Origin of the sequence: Bifidobacterium sp. ESL0769 (genome assembly GCF_029395495.1) — a bacterium.
Lineage (GTDB): Bacteria > Actinomycetota > Actinomycetes > Actinomycetales > Bifidobacteriaceae > Bifidobacterium.
In genome coordinates this window covers 2,003,056-2,019,195 of the sequence record NZ_CP113918.1, presented here as the reverse complement: position 1 = coordinate 2,019,195, position 16,140 = coordinate 2,003,056, and the positions used below count along the sequence as shown (strand labels likewise).

Below are 16,140 nucleotides of genomic sequence, written 5' to 3'. Positions count from 1 at the left end.
CCTCTTTTAGCTTTTTTGATTTTGGTATTTCCAAGGATTAATGATTCTTACTCCCGTGTTTTCAAAATCCTTTATGTTTCGAGTGACTACAGCCATATTGTTGGACATGGCAATGGCTGCAATCATGGCGTCATTTGGTCCAATAGGTTGGCCTAATTTTCTCCTTTGAGCGGCGACGGATGCATAATATGGTGCTGCCTGTTCGTCGAAAGGTAGTGGACGAGACTGAAAATCAGAAAGTGTGGATACCACACTGTTGCGTACATCGTCTTTGCGTCGGCCTTCTGGTAAAAGCTCAATGCCATATATAAGTTCAGCCAAAGTGATACTTGATATATATAGTGTGTCTGGTGATTGGGCGAAAAACCATGCAAGTACTTTTTCATCAGGAATTGCGCGGCTGGAAATTTCACTCACTACATTGGTGTCAAGTAGAAACATCAGTTACCTAGTTCCACATGGCGAATCTCGCCGCTGCGCGGAGGGATCAGCTGTTCGTCACCTGTAAGTCCGGAATCTCTTAGCAGTCGATGTGCTTTTGCGAAGATTTCAGCTGTAGTTGCTGGTTTTTTCGTCGATTCTTTTTGTGTGACTGACTCATTCTTTCTTTTCGCGGTATGAGAGACATCGTTGTCTTTGATGCGTGGCTGTTGAAAGAGAAGATAAGTTTGCAGTTCTTCGGAAAAATCTGTGGAGTTTGTCTCTTTATGCGCCACCCATGCCGCTGTCCATCGTGCTACATTGGAACGCATTTCAGCTTCCATTGAACGATTATGTGCTTTCGCGGCCTCTTTCACAATGTCAATCTGCTCGTCAGGAACATCGCGAACCATTATTGTGCCCATCAGTATCTCCAAGTTTGGCGTGTCAATTAGCAAAATGCTAGCAAACTGCTAACAGAATGTCAATATGACAATGACTTGTTGGGAATTTATAAAAGGCCAAGATGAAAAAGGTGGATATGGCTTCAGGCCATATCCACCTAGTAAATTGTGATCTTAGTGAGCTATTCCATTACCTTCCGGTGATTTCGCTGCCGACTACCTTTTCGCTCAACGCGTGTGGGCCACGGGTTACGGCGACGGCGCCGGAACGAACTAGCTCGATGACACCGTAGTCGTCCAAGAGCCCAAGCAGCGCGTCGATCTTGCCCTCGTCGCCGGTGGCCTCGATGGTCAGGGACTCGGGGTGCACATCGACCACGCGCACGCGGAAGAGGCGCACGATCTCAAGCACATCGGAACGGTTTGTCTCGTTGGCCGCGACCTTGATGAGCACCAGCTCGCGCTGGACGGCGTCGGTGTTGTCGAGATCGACGATTTTCAGCACGTGGAGCAGCTTGTTGAGCTGCTTGATGATCTGCTCGAGCGGCACCTGCTCGACGTCGGCGGTTACGGTGACGCGCGAGATGTCGGGGCGCTCGGTGGGGGAGACGGAAAGCGAGTTGATGTTGAAGGCGCGACGGGCGAAAAGGCCTGCTATACGTGCCAAAACACCGGGGCGGTTTTCGACCAGGACGGACAGGGTGTGACGCTCGCTATGCGGAGTGGATGCAGGATAGATTGCCATGATATTCCTTTCGCCTTGTCCTTACTTTTCCGATGTTTCAGTGCCGGTCGCAGTATTGGCGGCTTCGGCTTCATTGTGGTTATCGTCTTGGTCGTCATCGGCAACGCGGTCCGTCGAATCATGATGCAAGAGCGGCTGCACGCCGGGCTTGTAAGTCACAGTGTCGTTGGATTGCCCCGCGGCTACCATCGGCCAGACCATCGCGTCCTTGTAAACACGGAAATCGATCAAGACCGGCCGGTCGTTGATTTCGTTGGCGCGCTTGATGGCGGCTTTCGCTTCGTCTTGCGTTGTGGCGCGGATGCCGACGCAGCTATACGCCTCGGCGAGCTTGACGAAATCGGGGACGTTGACGATGTCCTCGGTGTTTTCGCCGTCCTGGATGCTGGTCTGCGAGTAGTGCTTGTCGTAGAAGAGCGTCTGCCATTGGCGGACCATGCCGTAGACGGAATTGTTGAGAATCGCGATTTTCACCGGTGCTTTGTCGATGAACGCAGGCGCGAGCTCTTCGGAAGTCATCTGGAAGCTGCCGTCGCCGTCGATGAGCCAGACTGGCTTCTTGCCGCCGAAATCGCGCGACGAACCGACGCGTGCGCCGATGGCTGCGGGCAGGCCGAAGCCCATGGTTCCAAGTCCGCCAGAGGAAATCCAAGAATGAGGATTCTCAAAATCAATGAGCTGTGAAGCCCACATCTGATGCTGACCCACGCCCGAAACCCAGATGGTGGAAGGCGCGGCCTGACGTGAAAGCTCTTCGACGACCCACTGTGGCGAAAGCGAACCGTCCGGCGTCTTTTCGTCATATTTTATCGGGTACTTTTCGCGCCACGAGTTGATGAGCCTCCACCAGGCCGCGAGATTCGGCTTGCCTTGGATAGCTTGGTTCCGCTTGATTTCGGCGTTTAGCGCGTCAAGCACTTCCGCCACGTCGCCAACGATTGGTACATCGGGCTGGCGGCGTTTGCCGATTTCCGCGGGGTCGATGTCGATATGAACGACGCGGGCTGCGGGGGCGAAAGCTTCCATCTTACCGGTCACGCGGTCGTCGAAACGAGCGCCAATGGCCACCAGCAAATCGCATTTCTGCGTAGCCGCGGTGGCAGCTAAGGTACCGTGCATACCAAGCATTCCGAGCATTTTCGGGTCGGAATCCGGCACGATGCCACGCGCAGGAAGCGTAGTGACGATTGGGGAATCGGTCAGGTCAGCGAGTTCTTTGACCTGTGCTCCGGCGTTGGAGCGTACGGCGCCGCCGCCGACGTAAAGCACCGGCCGATATGACTGCTCGAAGAGTCTCGCAGCCTCGCGCAGCACATGGCCGTGCGGTTTGGTGGTCGGGTTATAACCGGGAAGCAGCAGTTTCTGCGGCCATGTGTAATACATATCGCCAACCTGTGCGGTTTTTGTGATATCGACGACGACGGGGCCGGGGCGGCCGGTACGCGCGATATAGTGCGCTTCGGCGAGTACGCGCGGAATATCCTGTGCGTCGGTGACTAGGTAGGAATGCTTGACGACTGGATATGTGATACCAACGGTATCGGCCTCCTGGAAGGCGTCCGTTCCGATGGCATCCACGCCGACCTGCCCGGAAATGACGACCAGCGGCACCGAATCCATATTCGCGTCGGCGATCGGGGTGACCATATTGGTCGCTCCTGGCCCGGAAGTGACGATGCACACGCCCACGCGCCCTGTGGCCACGGCGTAACCCTCAGCTGCGTGCCCAGCGGCCTGCTCGTGGCGCATCAACACGAAACGGAACTTGGTGTCGTCATGAATCTGATGATAAACCGGCAGAATCGCGCCGCCCGGAATACCGAAAACGTCCTGTACGCCCAGATCTTCCAGCGTGCGGATCAGCGCCTGCGCGCCAGTCATCTTCTCGCCGTTTATGAGAGTCTGTTTGTTGTTTTTCGGTGCTTTCGGCACCGCGCTGAATGCCTGTAAAGGCGTTGGTGACACCATCATTCCTCTTGTCTCTTCGGGGTTTATAAGGATTGTCGGTGACCTGCTGCGTATGGTGTACGCCCGCATGGCTGTGACGTTCGGCGTTCGCTTCGGCCGTTCTTGGCAGGCCGCGGCGCTATGTCGATGTGGTAGATATGATAACGCCTGACTCGTGATAAACCCGCTTATTGCCCAAATATTGGTGTCGCGACGACGATTTATTACGTATAACTTGCAAAAAGAACACATGCCCAAGGCTGTTGTCATTGTTCTGTGCGGATGATTCTTATTGTTTGTGATATATGTGTATGTCTGGTTTACGGTTATACGTACGTTACGAATGGCTGTTGTGGTAACCGGAAATATCAAAGCAATAAAGGAGCGGACTATGGTCAAGGAAGACATTGCGGTGGTTGCCGAGCGATCAATTGCGTTGACGACCAAGCGATCGATTCTGACGTTCCTGCAGACGTTGTCGGTTGCGCTCGCGGCATTCGCGGTGATTGCGATGGTATTCGCGCCCTGTTCCGCTTCGGCCGCGCAAGTACGGCACGATTGCAAGGTCGGCAGCGACAGCATAGCCGATTGTTTTCCCGATGAGGCGCTCGCCAAGGACGTTGCGAGAGCCGAGCACGTCAAGACCACTAATACCTTTACCCAGAAAATGGTTGATGTTACCACGAAACTCAACGCTTTCAAATCGTTGAACGGAAGAGTCGAGAGTCTCAAAGGTATCGAGAATCTGGTGAACCTCACCTATCTCAATATCGATGGTAATTACGTCCAGAGCCTCGCACGTCTAGCCAATCTCACTAAACTGCAAACGCTGTATTGCAACGGAAACGAGGTCTCCGATTTCTCGCCGATTTCCAAGCTCACCTCGTTGCAGGTACTTTCCCTGAATGCTCAACAGGATAATTCTGGTTCAGATCCTGATTCCCGCTCGTCGATTGATCTTGCGCCTCTGGCGGGGCTCACCGGGCTCAAGGTCCTTCGGCTCAATAATCTTAGGTTCAAAAGCGTCGCCCCGCTTGCCGGGTTGGTCAATCTGAACGAACTTGATATCGAGAGTGCCGGCATCATCGATGGCTCGCCTCTGGCTGGCTTGGTGAATCTCACCCGGCTCGACATCAGCAGGAATGATCTCGGCTCGATTGATATGGTGCGGGGCATGACGAATCTGCGCAAGCTATACGCGGGGCAGCAGAACACTGGGGGCAGCCTGCAGATCCGCGATGTCTCCGCACTCGAACCACTCGTAAACTTGCAGGAACTGGATTTGAGCGGCAATGCGATAGCCGATATTTCCCCGTTGCGTGGAATGGCCAATATGCGTGTGCTGTGGATCGGTGGTAACCGTATTTCCGACATCAGCCCGATTTCCGGGATGACGGCATTGGCGTCGTTGTCGATTGACTACAACGAAATCCAAAGTCTGGAACCCTTGCGCGGTCTTACCCAGCTGCGCACACTCAAGGCCGACGACAACAGGATCTCGGACATCTCACCTCTTGCCGGTTTTACCAAGCTTGAAGGCACCCTCGATCTTTCCGATAACAGAATCTCGGATATCTCACCCCTTGCCGGGTTTACCAAGTTTGACGGCACACTTGATTTTTCCGGCAATCGGATATCGGATATTTCCCCTCTCGCCAATTGTGTCCATTTGGATGAACTTTTGATGGGTGATAACCGTGTCAGCGATATCTCGGTTTTGGCGAAGATGCCCGGACTTAGCCTTGCGGAATTTCAGGGCAATACCGTGCGTGACGCCACTTTGCCCGCCAAGGTGAGGGATAAGTCAATAAATTTGGGTGTGGAATATACATTGCTTGATGATGCCGCTCCGGACAAATTGACGCTGAAGACCGGGAAGGATTTTGATGGCAAATACCTCAAACCGCAGATGTATCCGAAAAACGGCCATTACGACCCGGCGACCGGGGTGGTGACGTGGAAAAATGTGGGGGACGCCGATCACATATCCCTGACCTTCTGGGATGGTAAGGACATGGAGGATTCCGACTTCACCGGTATGGTCTCGAGGCATATTCAAGGCGTGCCGCCAAAGAAGACGCATACAGTTTCATTTATCAATGGATGCGGCCTTGATATCCCCGACCAGCAGGTGCGTGACGAAGATGTGGTGAACATGCCCGATGTCCCGATGACATGCCATGGAAAGGGTTTTGATCGCTGGCGATTGAAACATGACAAGGACCGAGACAACTTATTGGCAACCGAGGGCTTCAACCAGCCAGTCACCGAGGATATGGAGTTGGTTGGCATGTGGGATGAGACTCCGTCCAGCATCTTCTACGACGAGGAAAGAACGCGGAGCGGGGAATACTGTGACGGTCCGGCCGACGAGGATGAATATGTGCATGCCCATCTCGACCGCGACGAAGGGGGTGACAGCTTGGATTTTTCATGGCGTGAATTGGCGTTGTTTTTTTGGCCGATCACACTTGGAGTAATTGTTATCGTTCTCGTTGTATTGGCCTGTTGCTTTCGCGCCAAAGAGCCGAGCGTTGTTGAAGAACCGAGCGCTGCCGAAGATGAGGAGCAATAGGTTCGGGGATCTAGGGAATTAGGATATAGAGGTTTTATGAATGGATGGTTTGTGGTCGATAATAATTGCTTCCACCCGACGAATCGTCGCTCTGTTTCATTGGCCAGGCTGGCGTTGACGGTATTGGCAAATGATTATTCACAAGATGGAGGATATTGATATACCCGAGTATTCAGAAGTGGACGCAGGAGAAGAGGAGAAGGAAGATTCTCAGGCTGCGTTGGATGAATCCGCGCCGGAATCATTGCGATGATGGTGCTTCTTCGCCTGATGCTTGCTTGGGTGGTCATCGAGCTCGTGCCAGGCTTCGCGGGCCGCGGCAAGCTGGGCCTTGCGTTTGCTGGAACCGGTGCCGACGCCGAGCACTTCGTCGTCTTCGCCCACGACGGCGCGGGCGGTGAAAACCTGCGCGTATTCCGGCCCGCCGACCGACATGCGATAACGCGGGTCCTCAAGCCCCATGCCGTGCGCCTTGACGGTCAGCGAGGTCTTCCAATCCAACGCAGGGCCTTCGGTGGCAACCTTCTTCAGTTCATCGTCAACCAGATGGTGCACGACTTTTCGGGCTTCGTCGATGCCGTGCTCCACGAATGTCGCACCGATCAGCGATTCGACGATATCGCAGAGAATTGAGCTTTTTTCGGCACCGCCGGATTCCGCCTCGCCGTGACCGAGCAGAATGTAGGGTCCTACCTGAAGCTTTTCGCGTGCAATTTGCGAAAGCGCCTTTTCCGAGACGGCCATCGCCCGCATCTTCGCCAGCTGGCCTTCGTTCATATCAGGATGGACGCGATAGAGCGTTTCCGTGGAAACGAATTCAAGCACCGCGTCACCCAGGAATTCCAAGCGTTCGTAGTTCGGCGCACCCTCGTGTTCGTGCGAGAACGAGCGGTGGGTGAGCGCCTGCACCAGCAGGTCCGGCGAAAGCGTGGTTCCGAGCCGGTTGAGCAGTTCTTGCTGCGGAGAGACTGGTTTGTTGTTTTCTTTGTTGTGTGAATCGGTCACGATAGTCCTTTGCTAATCGATACGACCCCGACGAATATATTGCGGGCACCAAGCCGTTTTGAAGACGAATGTCGAGATAACGAATCTCATTGATCAAAATCGAGCAGGATTGGTTCCTGTAACACATCTGCGTGGTGTGTAATGGATAATGAAATTATTTCTAAAATAGCTGTAAACGTAAGCAAAGATGCAAAAACCCCGCCACCCGTCGATGGCAGGGCTTTTATCTGCTAGCGTTTCACTTGCTCAGCGACTTGCTGATAGCCTCGCGATAGACGCGGCCGCGGAAGGATCCGCAGCTCGGGCAAGCCATATGCGGCAGGGTCGGCGCACCACAATTGGGGCAGGCGACGGTCTTGGCCGCGCTGGCCTTCCAGTTGGATCGGCGCGAATGCGTGTTGGCTCGCGAAGTCTTGTACTTTGGCAGTGCCATGGTATTCCTCTATTTCGTTCGAACAATTTGAGCTTAAGCGTAGACAAGTCTAACGCAATCTCGGTACAAGCTCTATTTGCCCGCTTCCTCTTCCTTTTCCAGCTTGGCTTTGAGGCCGGCCAGAGCGGCGAAACGGTTGTCGACCACGTCGTGATGATGGTCAGGATTGTCGTTGAGATTGATGCCGCACTGCGAGCACAGGCCTTTGCAATCGGGCTTGCACAGCGGCTGCAGCGGCAGGTTCTCGACCAATGTGTCGCGCAGAAGCGCCTCGAGGTCGGCGAAATTGCAGTCCGCACTCAGCGGGTAGGTGTCTTCCGACTCGTCTTCGCCGGCGACGATGTCGATGTCCTCGTCGCTCTTGCCGTGCCCGATGTCTTGATTGACGCTGGCTTTGGTGGAATCGTAAGGGAAGAACGCGGTGACGTCCATGTTCCAATCACGCTTGATCGGGGTGAGACAGCGCACGCACTCGGCGTGGACCGGGGCGTTGAAACGTCCGGTGAAAATCAGCCCGTCGACGATGGAGTCGAAGGAACCGCTCACCTGGACCGGCGCACCTTCCTTAACGCCGATGACGTTGTCGCCGATGCCGCTCGGGGCGGGGAAATCGGCGTCAACGGTTTTGCTTTGGCCAGGGCGCGAGATAATCTGCCCCACACTGACGGCCCATTGCGAATCTTCAGGTCTGCTCATATATTCTTATCGTCTTTCGAATCTGGCTGCTTATTGCTGTTTAAGGTTACTGCAGCTATTTACTTATTCGGTTTTCTTCGACGGCGCCTGCTTGCTGGCAAGGGCGTCGGCTTGAGTTGCTTCAAGTTGCGCCGCGGCCTCGTGCTGGCGTTTGTCGATCACGTCGATGCCGTTGCGGATGTCGCGGTCGTAGTTGGAAACCTGGTCTTTCAAGGACTTCATCACGTCGGCGCAATAGGCGTTGGCGCCTTGCACAAGCTTGGTCGACTTGGCTTGGGCGTCGTCCAAGATTACTCGGGCCTTCTGCTGCGCAATGTCAACCACGCGTTCCTGACCGGCGAGAATCTGGGCCTGCTCTTCGGCGTTCTGCTTGATCTGCGCGGCCTGGCTTTGGGCCTTGGTGACGATGGCCTGGGCTTGGCTTTGGGCGTTTTGCAGGCGGCGTTCGGCCTCGCGCATCAACGAGGACGCGCGTTCCAGCTGGACAGGGAGCATGGACTTCAACTGACCAAGCTGGTCGAGGAACTCGTCGCGGTCGAGGCGCACCATGCCAGGCGAGAAAATGCTCGATTTGGTCTCCTCGATGGAAGCGCTCATCTGGTCGATGATGTCGTAGACCGTCGTGAATTCGTCACGGCTTTTGCTCTCGGCGTCATCTACGGCCTCGGCGTCGGCCGAATCGTCGGTAGCGTCATCGTCGGCAGGTGTGTCGTCGTGGTGCTCGCGCAGGTCCGGGAGCTCTGTCGGCGAGGCGAAATGCGGCTTGGTGGCTTTCGAGGAAGTCGTATCACCGGTCTCGTCATCGGCGCCATCATTCGTTGCGTCGGTCTGGTCGATTTCGTCACCGTCAGCGGGAGTCTCGGATGCCTCTTGGTCTCCGCCTTCCTCATCACGGTTCGGTGAAAGGTCATCGACTGGAATGATCTTCGAAACGGTATCGTCTTCCTCGTCGCTGAGGTTTTTGTCTTCCGCCATCACTGACTCTTTTCTTTCTGAAGTTGCTTGGCGAGCATGCCGACCACGCAATCGGGCACCATGCCGGTGACGTCGCCTCCGTGACGTGCCACATCTTTGACGATGGTGCTGGAAATATGCTCAAGAATCGGGTTCGCAGGCAGGAACATGGTCTCGACACCGGAAAGTTTGCGATTGACCAATGCCATCCCGAGTTCGGCTTCGTAGTCGCCGTTCTGCCGCAAACCTTTGACGATAACCGACGCACCGACCTTGGTGCAATAATCGGTGATCAATCCATCGGTCGAAGCAACTATCACGTTCGGATATCCGTCTTTTACCAACGCCCGCTTGATGACATCCACGCGGGTCTTCTCCGAAAACATCGGGGTTTTCGCGGAATTTACGGCCACGACGACATGTACTGTTTCAAAAATGCGCGCGCTTCGTTCGATAACGTCCAAATGCCCTGCCGTGACTGGATCATACGAGCCCGGGCACACTGCAATAGTCATATTTCCAAGAATAACGCCTGACGCTGATTTTCGGGCCTTATCTGGGTCTGTAGTGCGGCACCAGAATTCGTGACGGATGATTTTCCATCCAAACTAACAACGAACGAATCAGGCGTAATGCCGAGAGATGAATGACGGATGAATCGTTACTTGCGGTAAAGCGCCGACGTTATGATATATGCAGTATCCCGATGTGTGATGTATAGCTGGATGGCCGGATAGTCGGATTCGGATGGCCGGATCCGGAGAGCCGGACAAGGAGACGTTATGGCTGACTTTTTCGATAGGTTTGATGTTGCGGGGCTGCGCGACGTTTGGCGCAATGCGGCCGGATTTGAGAATCCCTCGCAAGACCCGGATTCCGGGGCCGGGACGGCGGTTTTGGAACGTCCGGAAACCGATGAAGAGACCAAACGCAGCGACAACGGCGACGCCGACCGTTTCGCTCACTATGTTTCGCGCGACCGCATGCGCGAGTCCCAGCTTACCGGGCGGCCTGTGGTGGCATTGTGCGGCAAGATTTGGGTGCCGAAGCATGATCCCTCGCAGTATCCGGTTTGTCCGGATTGCAAGCGTATCTACGAGGAAATGACCGGCAAGTAAAGCTTGTTTGGGGTTTCGCGACAACAGTATGATTGTCGTTTCATAGAGGCTGCATATACCGGGAAATAAATAGAGACTGCATATACCGAGAAATAAATGGTATATGCAGCCTCTTTGATTTGATTATGCGCTCGTCTTGTTTTCTACAGCACGTCAATCTGGGTTGGGATGGACGGATCGCCCTTCATCAGCGATTGCGCGGTGATGGGCAGCTCGGCCAGGGCCTTTGCGTGATAATCGTGTGCGGCGGTGATGGCGTCGTGGCCTTGATACTGCTTGTTGGCTTCGCCGTGGTTCACATAGTTGACCATCAGATCCTTCCAACCGGTTTCGGGCTGGAACTTGGCCAGCTTCTCCTCGGAACCGGAGATGACGTGCTCGGTATCAGCCAAGCCGTATTCGTAGGAACGGAACGAAAGCTTGCGGCCTGGGACAGTGGCCTTGTTCTCGGAGTGCTTGGCGACTGGCACCATCTCGCCGTTGTCGCCTTCGCGCTCGGTGAGCTTGTAGACCATCGCACAGGTCGGGGCGCCGGAACCGGTGACCAGCATCGTGCCGACGCCATAGGAATCGACGGGTGCGGACTGCAGCGCAGCCAAGGCGTATTCGTCGAGGTCGTTGGTCACGGTGATTTTCGTGTTCTTGGCGCCGAGCGCGTCGAGCTGGTTGCGCACACGCTGGGCTAGGGCGGCGAGATCGCCGGAATCGATGCGCACGCAGCCGAGGCTGGGGCCGGCCACCTCGACGGCGGTTTTGATGGCTTCCTCGATGTCATAGGTGTCGACCAGAAGCGTGGTGTTCGGGCTCATCGCGGCGACCTGCGAGGCGAAGGCGTCGCGTTCGGAATCGTGGACGAGTGTGAAGCAGTGGGCCGAGGTGCCGATGGCCTTGAGGCCGTAAAGCTGGGCGGCGAGCAGGTTCGAGGTGCCTTGGAACCCGCCGACCACTGCGGCGCGGGCTGCGGCGACTGCGGCCCATTCGTTGGCGCGGCGTCCGCCCATATCCATGCACGGGCGGTCCTTGGCGGCGCTGACCATGCGCGAGGCGGCGGAAGCCACGGCGGAATCATAGTTCAGAATCGAAAGCAGCAGCGTTTCGAGCAATGTGCACTCGCCGAACGTACCTTCGACCTCGAGAATCGGGGAGTCCGGGAAGAACATCTCGCCCTCGCGATAGCCCTTGATCGAACCGGTGAACTTGAAGTTTTCGAGCCATTTGATGGTCTCGGGGCTTACGATCTTGCGGTCGGAGAGAAATTTGAGGTCGTCATCGTTCAAGTGGAAACGCTCGAGCGCGTCGAGAATGCGTCCGGAACCGGCGACCACGCCGTAACGGCGGCCGAGCGGAAGGTGTCGTGTGAACACCTCGAAAACGCACTTGCGGTTCGCGGTGCCGTCTTTGAGCGCCGCGTCCAGCATCGTGTACTCGTACATATCGGTCATCAAAGCCGGTGAATAATCCAGCATCACATGCCTCCCTGAGGTGTGCCTCTTCACGTGCCCGTTGTGTTTTCGACGTTATCGGCTTGGCCGATGTTGCCGGTTTGGGCGCGAGATTTGCGTTGCCGGATTCCCGGACGCGTTGCTTTTCGCTTCGATTCTAACCCGATACGGCGATTAATAGTAATAATGACTATAAGTAGACATTTCGGCATTGAATTCATGAAAAATGTCAGCGAATCGAATCGTTTTCGTACGCTGCCCATAGACTTGATTGTATGAAATATTTTGTTGGAATCTACCGTCTTGTCATTGCCTTCCTGTGCCTGACGTGGACGAGCGTGGCCTGGACCACGCCGAACTACTGGGTCTTCTTCACTTACCAGACCAATTTTGTGCTTGGCTTGGTGATGCTCTGGGCCGGCGTCGCCTGCCTGATTGACGGCAAGCAGCCGCCCGCTTGGCTCAAGGGCGTGCTCACCCTCTACATCGTGGTCACCGGCGTGGTGGCGGCCACGCTGTTGCCGCCCGTTGACCCGGCCACTGTGAAGTACGTGTTCGGTATCGTCACCAACGTGATTTTGCACAGGGTGGTGCCGATTATGGCGGTCATCGATTTCATCCTCTTCGATGAGCATCGCCGTTTCAAGTGGCACTATGTGCTCACCTGGCTCATTTACTTCCCGTTCTATCTGGCGTTCGTGCTTATCCGTGCGCACCTCTGGCCGCATTCCGGCCCCGAGACCGCCGGCGACCCGTATCCTTACGGATTCATCGATGTCAGCAAGATCGGCTGGAACCAGATGTGGATTAACATCACCATGTGCATCATCGCCTTCGCCATCATGGGACTCATCATCTTCCTCATCGACCGTGTCCTGCCGAAGAAGCCGCTGATCGGTAGTGTGCGCAGCTGAATGGTTGCGTGCGTTCTGGCCTCCCGCGCTGTTTTAATTTGAGAAAGCGCATGAGTTCAGATCCTAAATGCGCTATTTCCCGCACTCTGCACACATTTGTGCGGGAAAAGTCCTAAATAAAAACTTTAAATGCGCTTTTTCCCGCATAAAAGTGTGGGGACTGCGGGGAATGTCGCATTTGACACGTTTGCATTTATGTTGCATATGGCTACAGTGATGCTGAACACTGCTGAAAAGGTGAGGCAGGATTGTCTGTTTGATGGCACCGTTGCCATGCAAGTGGCCAAGTTTTACGGTCGACGTGACCGGTTGATGGTAGGTTGGCGATATGGCTCAAATTAAGGATTTATTGAATACCGATACTGTAGTGCGCCCTGATGGACGTGCCGTCGACGAGCTACGGCCCGTCAAAATCACCCGTCATTTCACCGACGCTCCGGAAGGTTCAGTGCTCATCGAATGTGGCAACACCCGCGTGATGTGCACGGCGACCTTCGCTCCTAGTGTGCCCCGTTGGCGCAAAGATTCCGGGCTCGGCTGGGTCACCGCGGAATACGCGATGCTGCCGCGCGCCACCTCCGAGCGCACGCCGCGCGAATCCGTGAAGGGCAAAGTCGGCGGACGTACACAGGAAATCAGCCGTTTGGTCGGCCGCTGCCTGCGCGGTGTCATCGATATGAAGGCGCTGGGTGAGAACCAGATTCAGATGGATTGCGACGTGCTGCAGGCTGACGGCGGTACTCGCACCGCTTCCGTTACCGGCGCTTACGTCGCGTTGGTCGACGCTTTGCACTGGGCTGAGAAGCACAAGCACATCCGCTCCGCACAGAAGGCCATTAAGGACCAGATTTCCGCGGTTTCTGTCGGTATTATCAACGGCACGCCGATGCTTGACCTACCGTATATCGAGGACAGCCAAGCCATGACCGACATGAATGTTGCCATGACCGGTTCCGGCAAGTTCATTGAGATTCAGGGCACTGCCGAGCACCGTCCCTTCACCCGCGACGAGCTCAATGTGCTGCTCGAGCTGGCCGAAAAGGGCAACAAGGAGCTTCAGCGCGCGCAGAACGAGGCGCTCGCCAAGGACTGAGCTGGTCTCGCGGTTTCTACGGGCTTGAGAAATATGTTGAAGATGCGATGCCTATGCAATCGGGCATCGCATCTTGCGTATTCGGGAATTGACTGATATGCAAGTCTTCGCAGGCAACGGGACGATTGATGGTGATGTTCTCCGCGCCTGTCTCCGATTATGTGCCGAATGGTTGCATGGCGACGGATAGTATGAGGGGGATAGATAACGGTTGAGAAAAGGAAACGCTATGAAGATCGTCGTCGCCACACATAACGAGGGCAAGCTGCCGGAGATTCGCAAAATCATCGAGACTGAGCTGGGTGAGGCCGCACGGCACGTCGAGCTGGTGTCGGCCGGGTCGATGAACCTGCCCGATCCTGTGGAGGACGGTGTGACGTTTGAAGAGAACGCGCTGATCAAGGCGCGGGATGTGGCGAAACGAACCGGTCTGCCGGCCCTCGCCGACGACAGCGGTCTGATTGTCGACGTGCTCGGTGCCGCCCCTGGCATCCTCTCGGCGCGTTGGGCCGGTGCCCACGGCCATGACAAGGCCAATAATGCCTTGCTGCTCGCGCAGCTTGAGGACATTCCCGATGGCAAACGCGGCGCACGTTTCAATTGTGCGGCGGCGCTTGTGGTACCGAAGCATTGCGGCGAGGAACGTTCGAACGGGACGACGCCGAAGGCCGAGGAAACTGTCAAGCTTGGCGAGATGCGTGGCACGGTCATTCGTGAGCCGCGTGGTGAAAACGGCTTCGGTTACGATTCCATCTTCGTACCGAATGATCAGCCCGGCCGTTTAAACGACGACGGCGAAAAACTCACCAGTGCTGAAATGACCGCTGAGGAAAAGAACTCGATTTCCCATCGTCACAAGGCCTTCGTGGCTCTCGCTCCCGCGATCAAAGCGCTTATCGGCTGAGTAGCGACAAGATAAGCCCGCAAACGTCCGGTCAGAAAATCTGCTTTTCCTCATTGCGAAACACCAAACCAGTGAGAAAAGCACTATTCCGGCCCTGATTTGGTGCTTTTCCCACTGAGTTGGCGTCTTACTGCGCTGAAAAGCACCTTTTTGGCCCGTTTTTAGTGCTTTTCTCTCGGATTAGTGATTTTACTGAGGCGAAAAGCACTTTTTCGGGCCTGATTTGGTGCTTTTCTCACTGGTTTGGGACACTGAGCTGCCGAGTCGGTGGCAACGTCTTCACATGTGAATGAGGAAGTGGGCGCCAGTCATCAACATCGTGCCCACCACAGCGGTGAGGCAGAGGATGAAGCCGGCGAGTTTGGCGTTGCCGAGCACCTTATCGGTGAACATCGTCGAGAAAATGGCCGTGGGGGCGAGACAGCACATCACTACGGTCTCGCGGATCAGCGGATTGAACGGCAGGATATACCAAGCCAGCAAAGCGAAGATAATCGCGCAGGGCAAGCGCCAGGCCATCACCTCGCCGACGAACTTGAGGTCGCGTTTGGAACCGGGCAGATCGGTCAGCATGCCGACCATGACCATTGAACAGAATGCGTTCGCTGCCGAGAACGGCTGCGAGACTTGTGCGATCCACGTGGGGAAGTGGAAGTTGAAAATCATCAATATCAGCATCAAGATATAGGTGTCGAACGCAGGCGAGGTGACGAAGCCCTTGACGATGTTGCGAATCAACGCGCGACGTTGAAGTCGGCGGGCGTCGTGGTCGGTCGCTTTGATGCGTGGCAATGTCGGCGCGTCACCGGCGTTCTGCTCGGCCAGCGTTTTGCCGGGGGCGATGTGCAGAAGATTTTGCGTCATGACGTTCGTACCAGCCGCGACCATGATGTCATTGCCGATATCGAACATCGCGGCGGGAACCAGTGCCGCAGGCCCGAGAAACGCTTGGACCATCGGGAAGCAGAAGCAGCCGACGTTGAACCCGCTGCCGTTGAGCATCAAAAACGCGCGATCGGCGACGGGGCGATGGCGTGTGGCCACGAAAATCAGCAGCGGCGGAATCAAGGCAGCGAAAAACGAGAAGCAGGAAAGCAGCAAAAGGTTGAGCTGGTGCGGATTAGTGGCAAAGGAATAGATGATGGCGCCCGGCAAAACGATATCGAATTCGAGCACCTGCACCACGCGATAGTCTTTTGGCCCCAGAATGCCGGTCCGCTTGAAAAGATATCCCAGCAGAATAATGAGCAGCAGCGTCGCCGGTTGAATGAGTGCTGACATGGACCTTTTCTCTCCCTTTTTCGTGCGTGGCGATATTGCCGAACGATTGCATATCCTGAAATATCATAGACTTCAGTACTGCCGACGGGCGCCAAAGTGCCGAAGCGTGGCCTTGCTTCGTAAACTTCAATGCTGCGGATATTCCAGATAGGTGCGTGAACGGAGGCGGGTATAAGTATTACGAAATTTCGATAGAAAGAATGCATATG

General features: G+C 55.4%; 17 protein-coding genes. 5 read left to right on the top strand and 12 right to left on the bottom strand.

Translation table 11 applies throughout. The annotated features are described in order from the left end of the window. Positions 1–6: 6 nt before the first annotated feature. The 4 genes from OZX72_RS07940 to OZX72_RS07925 all read right to left on the bottom strand — a co-directional run bounded on the left by OZX72_RS07940 (position 7) and on the right by OZX72_RS07925 (position 3,537). Positions 7–441, bottom strand: a complete 435-nt coding sequence (locus OZX72_RS07940; RefSeq protein WP_277158160.1) for a type II toxin-antitoxin system VapC family toxin — start codon at positions 439–441, stop codon at positions 7–9. Continuing rightward, a complete protein-coding gene (locus OZX72_RS07935; protein WP_277158159.1) occupies positions 441–845 on the bottom strand; it encodes a hypothetical protein in 405 nt (134 codons plus the stop codon). Before OZX72_RS07935 ends, OZX72_RS07940 begins: the two co-directional genes overlap by 1 nt. A 169-nt stretch (positions 846–1,014) precedes the next feature. Further along, positions 1,015–1,569 (bottom strand): acetolactate synthase small subunit, encoded by a 555-nt coding sequence (gene ilvN / locus OZX72_RS07930; protein ID WP_277158158.1) that lies wholly within the window; start codon positions 1,567–1,569, stop codon positions 1,015–1,017. A 21-nt stretch (positions 1,570–1,590) separates the two neighbouring features. Beyond that, the gene (locus tag OZX72_RS07925) at positions 1,591–3,537 is read right to left on the bottom strand and encodes an acetolactate synthase large subunit (protein WP_277159415.1); all 1,947 of its coding nucleotides are present in this window, start codon (positions 3,535–3,537) and stop codon (positions 1,591–1,593) included. Between the two features lie 370 nt (positions 3,538–3,907). On the opposite strand from OZX72_RS07925, the gene OZX72_RS07920 reads away from it, so the two are divergent. Continuing rightward, on the top strand, positions 3,908–6,091 hold the full coding sequence (locus tag OZX72_RS07920; protein WP_277158157.1) for a leucine-rich repeat domain-containing protein: 2,184 nt from the start codon (positions 3,908–3,910) through the stop codon (positions 6,089–6,091). 210 nt (positions 6,092–6,301) lie between these two features. Here the strand turns inward: OZX72_RS07920 and rnc are convergent, their stop codons facing one another. From rnc to coaD, 5 genes are all read right to left on the bottom strand, one after another. Next, positions 6,302–7,042 (bottom strand): ribonuclease III, encoded by a 741-nt coding sequence (gene rnc, locus OZX72_RS07915; protein ID WP_277159414.1) that lies wholly within the window; start codon positions 7,040–7,042, stop codon positions 6,302–6,304. A 292-nt stretch (positions 7,043–7,334) separates the two neighbouring features. Next, positions 7,335–7,529: a 50S ribosomal protein L32 gene (gene rpmF, locus OZX72_RS07910; RefSeq protein WP_277142447.1), complete on the bottom strand. Its 195-nt coding sequence runs from the start codon at positions 7,527–7,529 to the stop codon at positions 7,335–7,337. A gap of 72 nt (positions 7,530–7,601) precedes the next feature. Then, positions 7,602–8,225, bottom strand: a complete 624-nt coding sequence (locus OZX72_RS07905) for a DUF177 domain-containing protein (RefSeq protein ID WP_277158156.1) — start codon at positions 8,223–8,225, stop codon at positions 7,602–7,604. Between the two features lie 63 nt (positions 8,226–8,288). Next, entirely contained in the window at positions 8,289–9,200 is a 912-nt protein-coding gene (locus tag OZX72_RS07900; RefSeq protein ID WP_277158155.1) for a cell division protein, read from the bottom strand. Next, a complete protein-coding gene (coaD, locus tag OZX72_RS07895) occupies positions 9,200–9,694 on the bottom strand; it encodes a pantetheine-phosphate adenylyltransferase (protein WP_277158154.1) in 495 nt (164 codons plus the stop codon). Before coaD ends, OZX72_RS07900 begins: the two co-directional genes overlap by 1 nt. A 267-nt stretch (positions 9,695–9,961) precedes the next feature. Here coaD and OZX72_RS07890 point away from each other — a divergent pair, with 267 nt between their 5' ends. Then, entirely contained in the window at positions 9,962–10,297 is a 336-nt protein-coding gene (locus tag OZX72_RS07890) for a DUF3039 domain-containing protein (protein WP_277158153.1), read from the top strand. A 143-nt stretch (positions 10,298–10,440) separates the two neighbouring features. On the opposite strand, the gene OZX72_RS07885 is transcribed toward OZX72_RS07890, so the two are convergent. Together OZX72_RS07885 and OZX72_RS07880 are read right to left on the bottom strand one after the other, a co-directional pair. Beyond that, the gene (locus OZX72_RS07885; protein WP_277158152.1) at positions 10,441–11,763 is read right to left on the bottom strand and encodes a nicotinate phosphoribosyltransferase; all 1,323 of its coding nucleotides are present in this window, start codon (positions 11,761–11,763) and stop codon (positions 10,441–10,443) included. A gap of 26 nt (positions 11,764–11,789) precedes the next feature. Then, a complete protein-coding gene (locus OZX72_RS07880) occupies positions 11,790–12,002 on the bottom strand; it encodes a hypothetical protein (RefSeq protein WP_277158151.1) in 213 nt (70 codons plus the stop codon). Positions 12,003–12,014: 12 nt separating this feature from the next. Here OZX72_RS07880 and OZX72_RS07875 point away from each other — a divergent pair, with 12 nt between their 5' ends. The 3 genes from OZX72_RS07875 (at position 12,015) to OZX72_RS07865 (ending at position 14,650) form a co-directional block, all read left to right on the top strand. Continuing rightward, a complete protein-coding gene (locus tag OZX72_RS07875; RefSeq protein WP_277158150.1) occupies positions 12,015–12,653 on the top strand; it encodes a Pr6Pr family membrane protein in 639 nt (212 codons plus the stop codon). 328 nt (positions 12,654–12,981) lie between these two features. Next, the gene (rph, locus tag OZX72_RS07870) at positions 12,982–13,746 is read left to right on the top strand and encodes a ribonuclease PH (RefSeq protein WP_277158149.1); all 765 of its coding nucleotides are present in this window, start codon (positions 12,982–12,984) and stop codon (positions 13,744–13,746) included. Between the two features lie 229 nt (positions 13,747–13,975). Next, the gene (locus OZX72_RS07865) at positions 13,976–14,650 is read left to right on the top strand and encodes a non-canonical purine NTP pyrophosphatase (protein ID WP_277158148.1); all 675 of its coding nucleotides are present in this window, start codon (positions 13,976–13,978) and stop codon (positions 14,648–14,650) included. 279 nt (positions 14,651–14,929) lie between these two features. Here the strand turns inward: OZX72_RS07865 and OZX72_RS07860 are convergent, their stop codons facing one another. Continuing rightward, positions 14,930–15,931: an AEC family transporter gene (locus OZX72_RS07860; RefSeq protein ID WP_277158147.1), complete on the bottom strand. Its 1,002-nt coding sequence runs from the start codon at positions 15,929–15,931 to the stop codon at positions 14,930–14,932. Between the last annotated feature and the right edge of the window lie 209 nt (positions 15,932–16,140).

What these genes read in the sequence shown, in the direction of transcription:
- coaD (WP_277158154.1), bottom strand. Translation starts at nt 9,694, where the DNA reads ATGACTATTGCAGTGTGCCCGGGCTCGTATGATCCAGTCACGGCAGGG.
- rpmF (WP_277142447.1), bottom strand. Translation starts at nt 7,529, where the DNA reads ATGGCACTGCCAAAGTACAAGACTTCGCGAGCCAACACGCATTCGCGC.
- OZX72_RS07875 (WP_277158150.1), top strand. Translation starts at nt 12,015, where the DNA reads ATGAAATATTTTGTTGGAATCTACCGTCTTGTCATTGCCTTCCTGTGC.
- OZX72_RS07900 (WP_277158155.1), bottom strand. Translation starts at nt 9,200, where the DNA reads ATGGCGGAAGACAAAAACCTCAGCGACGAGGAAGACGATACCGTTTCG.
- OZX72_RS07935 (WP_277158159.1), bottom strand. Translation starts at nt 845, where the DNA reads ATGGGCACAATAATGGTTCGCGATGTTCCTGACGAGCAGATTGACATT.
- OZX72_RS07865 (WP_277158148.1), top strand. Translation starts at nt 13,976, where the DNA reads ATGAAGATCGTCGTCGCCACACATAACGAGGGCAAGCTGCCGGAGATT.
- OZX72_RS07940 (WP_277158160.1), bottom strand. Translation starts at nt 441, where the DNA reads ATGTTTCTACTTGACACCAATGTAGTGAGTGAAATTTCCAGCCGCGCA.
- OZX72_RS07885 (WP_277158152.1), bottom strand. Translation starts at nt 11,763, where the DNA reads ATGCTGGATTATTCACCGGCTTTGATGACCGATATGTACGAGTACACG.
- OZX72_RS07880 (WP_277158151.1), bottom strand. Translation starts at nt 12,002, where the DNA reads ATGGGCAGCGTACGAAAACGATTCGATTCGCTGACATTTTTCATGAAT.
- OZX72_RS07905 (WP_277158156.1), bottom strand. Translation starts at nt 8,225, where the DNA reads ATGAGCAGACCTGAAGATTCGCAATGGGCCGTCAGTGTGGGGCAGATT.
- ilvN (WP_277158158.1), bottom strand. Translation starts at nt 1,569, where the DNA reads ATGGCAATCTATCCTGCATCCACTCCGCATAGCGAGCGTCACACCCTG.
- rph (WP_277158149.1), top strand. Translation starts at nt 12,982, where the DNA reads ATGGCTCAAATTAAGGATTTATTGAATACCGATACTGTAGTGCGCCCT.
- OZX72_RS07925 (WP_277159415.1), bottom strand. Translation starts at nt 3,537, where the DNA reads ATGGTGTCACCAACGCCTTTACAGGCATTCAGCGCGGTGCCGAAAGCA.
- OZX72_RS07920 (WP_277158157.1), top strand. Translation starts at nt 3,908, where the DNA reads ATGGTCAAGGAAGACATTGCGGTGGTTGCCGAGCGATCAATTGCGTTG.
- OZX72_RS07860 (WP_277158147.1), bottom strand. Translation starts at nt 15,931, where the DNA reads ATGTCAGCACTCATTCAACCGGCGACGCTGCTGCTCATTATTCTGCTG.
- OZX72_RS07890 (WP_277158153.1), top strand. Translation starts at nt 9,962, where the DNA reads ATGGCTGACTTTTTCGATAGGTTTGATGTTGCGGGGCTGCGCGACGTT.